The organism is Halolamina pelagica (assembly GCF_900115675.1).
Classification (GTDB): Archaea; Halobacteriota; Halobacteria; order Halobacteriales; family Haloferacaceae; genus Halolamina; species Halolamina pelagica.
The window spans coordinates 1-6,943 of sequence record NZ_FOXI01000031.1; the positions used below are offsets into that span (position 1 = coordinate 1).

The 6,943-nt window shown below is 60.4% G+C and carries 9 protein-coding genes and 1 pseudogene; 5 read left to right on the plus strand and 5 right to left on the minus strand.

The features are described 5' to 3' along the window. Positions 1–115: 115 nt before the first annotated feature. The 4 genes from BMZ83_RS15830 (at position 116) to BMZ83_RS15845 (ending at position 3,183) form a co-directional block, all read left to right on the plus strand. Positions 116–1,042: a transcription initiation factor IIB gene (locus BMZ83_RS15830; protein WP_074880939.1), complete on the plus strand. Its 927-nt coding sequence runs from the start codon at positions 116–118 to the stop codon at positions 1,040–1,042. Between the two features lie 78 nt (positions 1,043–1,120). After that, positions 1,121–1,633 (plus strand): winged helix-turn-helix domain-containing protein, encoded by a 513-nt coding sequence (locus tag BMZ83_RS15835; RefSeq protein ID WP_074880930.1) that lies wholly within the window; start codon positions 1,121–1,123, stop codon positions 1,631–1,633. Then, positions 1,630–2,082 carry a hypothetical protein gene (locus BMZ83_RS15840; RefSeq protein WP_074880932.1) on the plus strand — a complete coding sequence of 151 codons (453 nt, stop codon included), beginning with the start codon at positions 1,630–1,632 and terminating at the stop codon, positions 2,080–2,082. Before BMZ83_RS15835 ends, BMZ83_RS15840 begins: the two co-directional genes overlap by 4 nt. Positions 2,083–2,361: 279 nt before the next feature. Next, positions 2,362–3,183, plus strand: coding sequence for an SWIM zinc finger family protein (locus BMZ83_RS15845; protein WP_074880933.1), 822 nt, complete (start codon positions 2,362–2,364; stop codon positions 3,181–3,183). Positions 3,184–3,228: 45 nt separating this feature from the next. Here BMZ83_RS15845 and BMZ83_RS17430 read toward each other — a convergent pair. The 4 genes and pseudogenes from BMZ83_RS17430 to BMZ83_RS17065 all read right to left on the minus strand — a co-directional run bounded on the left by BMZ83_RS17430 (position 3,229) and on the right by BMZ83_RS17065 (position 4,984). Next, positions 3,229–3,780, minus strand: a pseudogene (locus BMZ83_RS17430) (DUF7342 family protein). Positions 3,781–3,791: 11 nt separating this feature from the next. Beyond that, positions 3,792–4,289: a type II toxin-antitoxin system VapC family toxin gene (locus tag BMZ83_RS15855; RefSeq protein ID WP_241729586.1), complete on the minus strand. Its 498-nt coding sequence runs from the start codon at positions 4,287–4,289 to the stop codon at positions 3,792–3,794. Between the two features lie 6 nt (positions 4,290–4,295). Further along, entirely contained in the window at positions 4,296–4,607 is a 312-nt protein-coding gene (locus tag BMZ83_RS15860; protein WP_074880937.1) for a hypothetical protein, read from the minus strand. Between the two features lie 98 nt (positions 4,608–4,705). Then, the gene (locus tag BMZ83_RS17065; RefSeq protein WP_074880938.1) at positions 4,706–4,984 is read right to left on the minus strand and encodes a hypothetical protein; all 279 of its coding nucleotides are present in this window, start codon (positions 4,982–4,984) and stop codon (positions 4,706–4,708) included. A 371-nt stretch (positions 4,985–5,355) separates the two neighbouring features. On the opposite strand from BMZ83_RS17065, the gene BMZ83_RS16645 reads away from it, so the two are divergent. After that, positions 5,356–6,021, plus strand: coding sequence for a hypothetical protein (locus BMZ83_RS16645; RefSeq protein ID WP_143077033.1), 666 nt, complete (start codon positions 5,356–5,358; stop codon positions 6,019–6,021). A gap of 183 nt (positions 6,022–6,204) precedes the next feature. Here BMZ83_RS16645 and BMZ83_RS15875 read toward each other — a convergent pair. After that, on the minus strand, positions 6,205–6,943 hold a 739-nt coding region (locus tag BMZ83_RS15875; protein ID WP_074880943.1), incomplete at its 5' end, for a transcription initiation factor IIB.

Consider the following 6,943-nt stretch of genomic DNA (forward strand, 5'->3'; position numbering starts at 1 on the left):
AAAAAAAAAGACGTGGAGATGTTCGCAGACAGTCGGGTGGAGTATCAGCGTCTATCATTCCCCTAATGGGTGAGGGGCTCGCTGTACTGGCGGGTCCCTGAACACGGTGAGTATGATGGCAACCAGAGACATCTACGAAACTGACTTCGACGAAGACGTCCGAACGGAATCGAGTGCGAACCAGTGTCCCGAGTGCGACGGCCGGGCCACCACGAACGCAGTCGAAACGGTCTGCGAGGACTGTGGCCTGGTCATCGACGAACAGCGTATCGATCACGGGCCGGAGTGGCGGGCGTACGACGACGAGGAGCGCGAGCGAACGGGTGCTCCACTCACTGCGGCCCGCCATGATCGCGGCCTGTCGACGGAAATCGGTCGCGGCACCGACGCGAAGGGGAACGAGCTCTCTGGGCAGAAGCGACGACGACTCGCGCGGATGCGCCGTGAGCAGACCCGCGGTCGCTGGCGGTCGAAAGCGGAACGGAATCTCGCACACGGACTGGGCGAGGTGCGTCGGTTGGCGAGTGCGCTCGAACTCTCTGATTCGGTCCGCGACCAGGCGTGTCAGCTCTTCCGGAGCGCCCAGAACGAAGATCTGCTTCGTGGCAGGTCCATCGAGGCCATTGCCGCGGCCAGCGTCTACGGGGCCTGCCGGTGCAACGGCCGCTCTCGGTTAGTGGACGACGTCAGCGAGATGGCCCGCGTCGCAGAGTCACGGGTCACGAACGCGTACAAAACGCTGAACGAAGAGCTGGGCCTCCCCGCTGAGCCCGTCTCCCCCAGCATGTTCGTGCCGCGTCTCGCCTCGGACCTCGAGTGTCCGGACGAGATCCGACAGCGGGCTCGAGCCCTCGCGGAGCAGGCCGAGAAGCGCGGCGTCACGACGGGCGTCCATCCGGCCGGGTTCGCCGCGGCCTGCCTCTACAAGGCCGGTCGCAAAGAGGGCCGATGGTTAACGCAATCCGAGGCGGCGGACGTGGCGAACGCCTCAAAGGCGACTGTCCGGGCACACCGGGATACATTGGAGGAACAGGTTGCCTGACAACACGCATCCCCCAAACACTACCGTCAGATAGTTTTCTCGGGAAACTATTTACTTCTCGGCCACATAGCCTCCAGTATGAACGAGACGTGGGACGACGTCAACGAGCGGGTCAAAGCGGACTGGAAAGAGGAGACTACGCCGTTCGAGCGGGTGTACGAAATCGTCGAACAGACCCACGACGGGCAGTCGGCAGCCGAGATCGCCGACCGCGCCCTCGTAAGCGAGCCGACGGCACGTCGACACTGCAAGGCGCTCGTGAACACGGGCTTTGCCGAGACGGAACAGGACGGCCAAACAACGCTGTACAAGCGCAACACCGACCGGATCTTGATGTCCCGGATCCGCGAGCTGCGCGAGGAAGTCACTCGGCCGGAGTTACTTGACAGTATCAAGGAGATGAAGGCCGAGATCCGGCGCTACGAGGACCGCTACGACGTTGTTTCACCGGAGGAACTCGCCCAGCAACTCGACGCCGACGAGACGGAAGGCTGGGACGACCTGACGGCGTGGAGGACAACGCGGCAGAATCTCGCCGTCGCACAAGCCGCACTCGCGTACGACGAGGCCAGCCACCAGCTCGCTGTATGAGTGAAAACGATCGAGCCGGCCAGTTCGGGCCGATCTATCTTCCGGCACTCCAGCGAATTCGTGACCTCTGGCTCGAACTCGAACCGCTTGTTGAAGACACCTCGTACGATGACGTCGTCGCACCTACGGAACTGCAGATCAGTCTCGCTGACGCACTCGGCGACGCCGACGCTGCACGACTCGATATCCAGTGGAGCGAACTGGGGATGTATTCGTTTCACTACGTCGATAGCGGTGACGTCAATTGGCGCTTCGATCGTCATCCGAACACACACTCCCCCGAGGTTCATTTCCACCCTCCGCCCGAGGCCGCGACAACGAACGTCGAAGCGTCCTGTATCGACGTGACCGAGGTCTCACTCGTGACGCGTGCCGTCCATACGATGTGGCGGGCAGCGTACGAGGATGAGGATCTAGATCGATTGAACACCGCATCAAGTCCACCGTAAGGATGCCCTCCGGATGTGACCTCCCCGAGAGATTGGATAAACTGTCCGCCGAGGAGGCGCGGCAGTATCTCATCCGGTTCCTCGGACGCCAGGACCTCGACGAGCACAGGGAAATCTACGACGAACTCGCGACCGAGTAGGACACCCTCCAAGTTGCGGGTTATACGTAGTACTGCAACGGTATCGTGGCTTCTCTCAGAGTGAGACCGTTCCATTCCGGAACGCAAGCGAGAACGACGTATCGGTTTTCCCCTTCGCGCTGGAAGACTGTCCACGCACATGGACGTAACCGAGGACGCGGTTCGAGATGTCTGCACGAACGCGGTCTTCGAACGTGGCGAACGATATCTTTCTGAGGGCTGTATTCACGAAATTCACCGCGTCGACACCACCGTCACCGCCGTCGTGAGTGGCAGCCGTCAGTACGATGTTCGTGTTGACCTCGCCACTGACGGGTTTGCCCCGTGGTGCGATTGTCCGTACGACGGGCCGGGAGCGTGCAAGCACGTCGTCGCCGTGTTGCTTCGGTGTGTCGACGACCCACCGCCAGATGAAGGCGATCGACTCGACGCCGAACTCGACGGCGCCGACGCCGACGAACTGCGCGCGTTCCTGCGTGACGAACTCGCGACCGATGCGGATCTCCGTGATCGGTTTCTCGCCCGCGTCGGCGAGCCGACGAGACAGTCGGTCGACGAGCTTCGCACCGCGATCGACCGGCGGTTCGAAGAGACGAACCCTGAGTACCACGTCGTCTTCGAGCCGATCGACTTCACGCAGTGGTTCGCTCTCGCGAACGAGTACCGCGAACAGGGGCGGTACGCGTCGGCGGCGACCGTCTACCGAGCCCTGGTCGAGTCGCTCGACGACAACATGGAGCGCGTCGACGGTGCCTACGACCACTTCTCGCGTGCGTTCAGTCGGGCACTCGACGGGTATGTCGACTGTGTCGTGACCACAGAACGGGACGCTGATGCGGTCACTGACGCCGTCGCATTCCTTGAAGAGCGGGTGACGTCGGGAACGCGGTTCCTCGCGGAACACTTCGAGAAGGCCGCGGTCGACCTCCGGGAGAAGGCGGACGAGCAGTCCTGCGAGTAGCTGTGTCGCACTCGATGGCGCCCGCCAGTTCGAAAATCACGAGAGTTAGTTTGTGTCGCGGTCAGCCACGTCGATCGGCTGTTCGCGGGTGGCTTCGACGTCCGAGTAGAGCGCCAACGCATGCTTGATCAGCCGGCAGTCTTCCAGATTCATCTCCCAGCGCGTGATCACGTCACGACGTTCGTGAAGTTCGTCACTTGTGAGGTCGCCATCGGCGAGCGACTGTTCGAGCTCTTCCCATGTCTCGACGTCGTAGGTCGCCTGCCACCCCTCGATCTCCTCGGTGATCGCCGCCAGTTCATTGCGAAGCTCCTCGCGCGTGTTCTCCTCAATAAGCGTCCGGATCTCCTCGAAGAGCAGGCGCGTGTAGTCCGGCTGGTAGCGCGTGGTCTCGCCAGCCTCGACGCGGCGCAGTTGGCCCTGGTCGACGAGATCCTGGAGTTCCTCGTTGGTCGTACTCTAAGCCGCATCAGCCTGTTTGCTGATCCAATTGACGGACCGCGGTTCACGAAGCGTCTCGGCGACCGCTCGAATACGGTCGCGGGCGTTCACCGACTCAGTCCACGACTGGCCCCCATCTCGAGAGGATTCGGACATGTGTGGCACCGCTAGTCCTGATTACGATACGGAAGCGTTGTCACGTCGAACGCATCGTAGTGTCGGTCGTACGTAAGGATATGGTCGACCTCTAAGGCCTCCATATGGGCTGCAACAGTGAAATCGGTGAGTGACGCATCCAGATCCGTCCACTCGACGAACGTTGCTTTCGCGTCATCAAAAACGTCCTCGGAAACGGATTCGAACTGATACAGCGTGCTCTCATCCAGTGTCGTCAGAAAAGACGCGGCGTTCCGCATCGACGCCTGTTTTTTCAGCCGGGTTGCGGCCTCGTCGACAATGTGATCGTTGACGATGAGGCGACGATAGGGGAGGTCACCGTCGCGGACGAACGCCATGAACGCCCGCGAGACTGCGTGCATCTGATCTTGGGGGTTGAATAATGCGTACAGGAACTTCGGGCCGACGACGACCTGATGTCGGACGTGCCCTGGACGAAAATGTTCGGCTGTGACCGTACCGATCGGGGTTTCGACTGGTTCAGCCATTTACGGTCAGGATTGCGCGGACGGATCGTCGGCGAGCGTGAACGATTCGTCGCTGCCGTGCCACTCGTCGACGAGATCGTCTTCCTCGCGAGCGTCAGTCGCTGACGACGCTGGAAGGGACTCGTCATCAAGATCGTCGAGGACGGTGAACGCCGGGTCGTTTGGGTCAGCTTGCTGCTGGCGTTCGATCCACTCGAGAAGCGCCTCGTGGCCGGCTTCTTTCAGCGAGAGGCCGTGTTCTCTCGCAAACTCCCGGAAGCGTTCGTATTCGTCCTCGTTCAGTTCAGTTTGAACGTGCTTGGTGTCGTTACTGCTCATAGGGACCCCAGTTGCTACTCCCATCTACTTGCTTATGAAGTATAAGATGTTCGCATGCCTTAGTTCATGGCCTATACTCAAACGGGAGACGGAGCGGACTACTGGTCCTGAAGTTGAAGTACGAATTCGAGACAAACGACACCAATCGATGCGTGATCGCTATCTGGATTTCGAGGAACTGCGGCCGACTCCGGGTCGTCGTCGGTCTGGCCGACCAAGGCGGCCTCGGCGTCGCTGATGAGCGAGCGGACCTCGGCCTCGATCTGCAGGTTCTCTTGGTAGAGTTGGTGTTCGACGCGCTCTTTCAGCAGGTTCTCGGCGGCTGTTGCAGTGTCTGTTCGATCGCGGGTCTGGATGTCGTCGTAGCTGTTGCTCATGGGTTGTCGTGGATGGTTACTGGCGAATTGCTGGAAACGCGGTTTCTCGAACGGATCTGCGATTCGGGGCTACGCTACTGGAGGGGCGGCCAGTATACGATAGCTCTGTAGAACTCTATTGTTCAGAACTGTCGGCGGTGAAAGAGCCAGTAAGTGGGATTGCACACCGACCTTTTGCTGCGCTCGGAGCCTTCGGCTCCTCGCTGGCAAAAGCTCGACCAAAAGCCTGCGTCGGCCCCTTCGGGGCCTCCTTGGCCCGCTCGCTCACTTCGTTCGCTCGCGGTGAGTAGCTCACCTGTACTTACCGAATCGTCACATCAGATCAAGGCGGGTTCTCACCTGCTATTTTGCGTAAAACAGCCGTTCAATAGGTGTGCGTATCGATCGCCAGAAGGCACTTCAATGACAGTACCGAGATATTGGCCGTGTCTCCTCGTTCTCTACTCAGCGTTCTTGCGCTCCTCGTCGCAGTCTCGCTGATTGGTGCCCCGTTGACGATGCATGATTGGGGCGAGAAGGCCCATATCAGTGCCGAGCCAATCGAAAACACGTCAAGTGTACCTGAGGAGACACCGGTGCTACAGTACGAGTCGCTATCCCCGAATGCACAGCAGGCCATTCACGTAGCGAGTCAACGGGGTGGTGTCGCAATATACGGCACCGAGGACTGGCCGGATGAATTCGCATACGGCGACGTGCTGGAACCCGGCTCCGGGCGATATGTAGTCGTCTATGAGGGACAACCGTACCGAGTAACAACCGTTGGAGGACTCGGAGTGGGTAAAGACCCGGTCGAACGCACGGCGTTCCAGTTACCGTTTGTAGGCTACGGACTATTCCTGCTGTACGTCACGCGTCAAACCGGCTGCGACGACCTTTCCCCTCGAACACCCGGCGCATTCGTCGCCGTCGGGGCATCCTTCCACCTACTCGGCCCTGAATTCGACTTCTGGATGTTCGGCCCAATTGGGTACTCAGCACTCGGGTTTATCGGATTCCTCGCCATCGGCTGGTGGTCAACTCGTGACGCACTTTAGGTTGCCACGTCATTGATGCCGAGTAATTTGTGAGTCTCCTGTTCTTGTCAAAAGTTGATCTCCGGTACAGGATGAGTGGTGATGCGGATTGAGGCCGCGTTAACCAACAGATTTGCGCCTATACCTCCCACTGTTGGTTAAATACTGCCGACAGTATCTCAAAGTTCGAAGGCCAATACCGCCCTACTCCACGACGGAGAGCAACCGATCGCGATGGTTCCGGACGGTATCGACCGTCACTTCCGCCGCCGCTGCCGCATCGGCTTGCGTCAACGGCGCCTCGTGGGCACACGCCGCTATATACAGACACCCAGCAGCGAAGCCTGCAGGATGTACCCCGGTTGTGACGCCGGCGTCGACGGCCTGTGCAGCAAGCTGCTCTGCCCGGCGTCGGACGGCATCTGTACACCCCAACTCCGACGCCAGCCGCGGCACGAACTGTGTCGGCTGGACAGGCGGCGTCGGCAACCCCAACTCTTCATTGAGCACGCGATAGGCGTTCTCGACGCGATCCTGTGTGACCTTCGCCATCGGTGCCACGTCGGCGATGAGCCACGATTGGCCGTTGCACCGACAGGCGCCGTAGACGCTCGCGGCAGCCATCGCCTCGATCGATCGTCCTGGAAGCAACTGCTGGTCCTGCGCCGTTCGAAACAGCTGGCAGGCCTGATCGCGTACCGAATCGCTCAGGCCGAGTGCGCTCGCGATCCGACGAATCTCCGTGAGGCCATGCCCGAGGTTGCGTTCCTGTTTCGATCGCCAACGACTGCGTGAGTGCTCCCGACGGATTCGGGACAGGCGTCGACGCTTCTTGCCGTCGAGGGTGTTGCCGTTCGCGTCTTGGTTCGTTCCGATCTCTGTCGAGAGTCCACGATCGTGCCGTGCCGGTGTCAGTGTCGCTCCGGTTCGTTTCGCCGTGTCG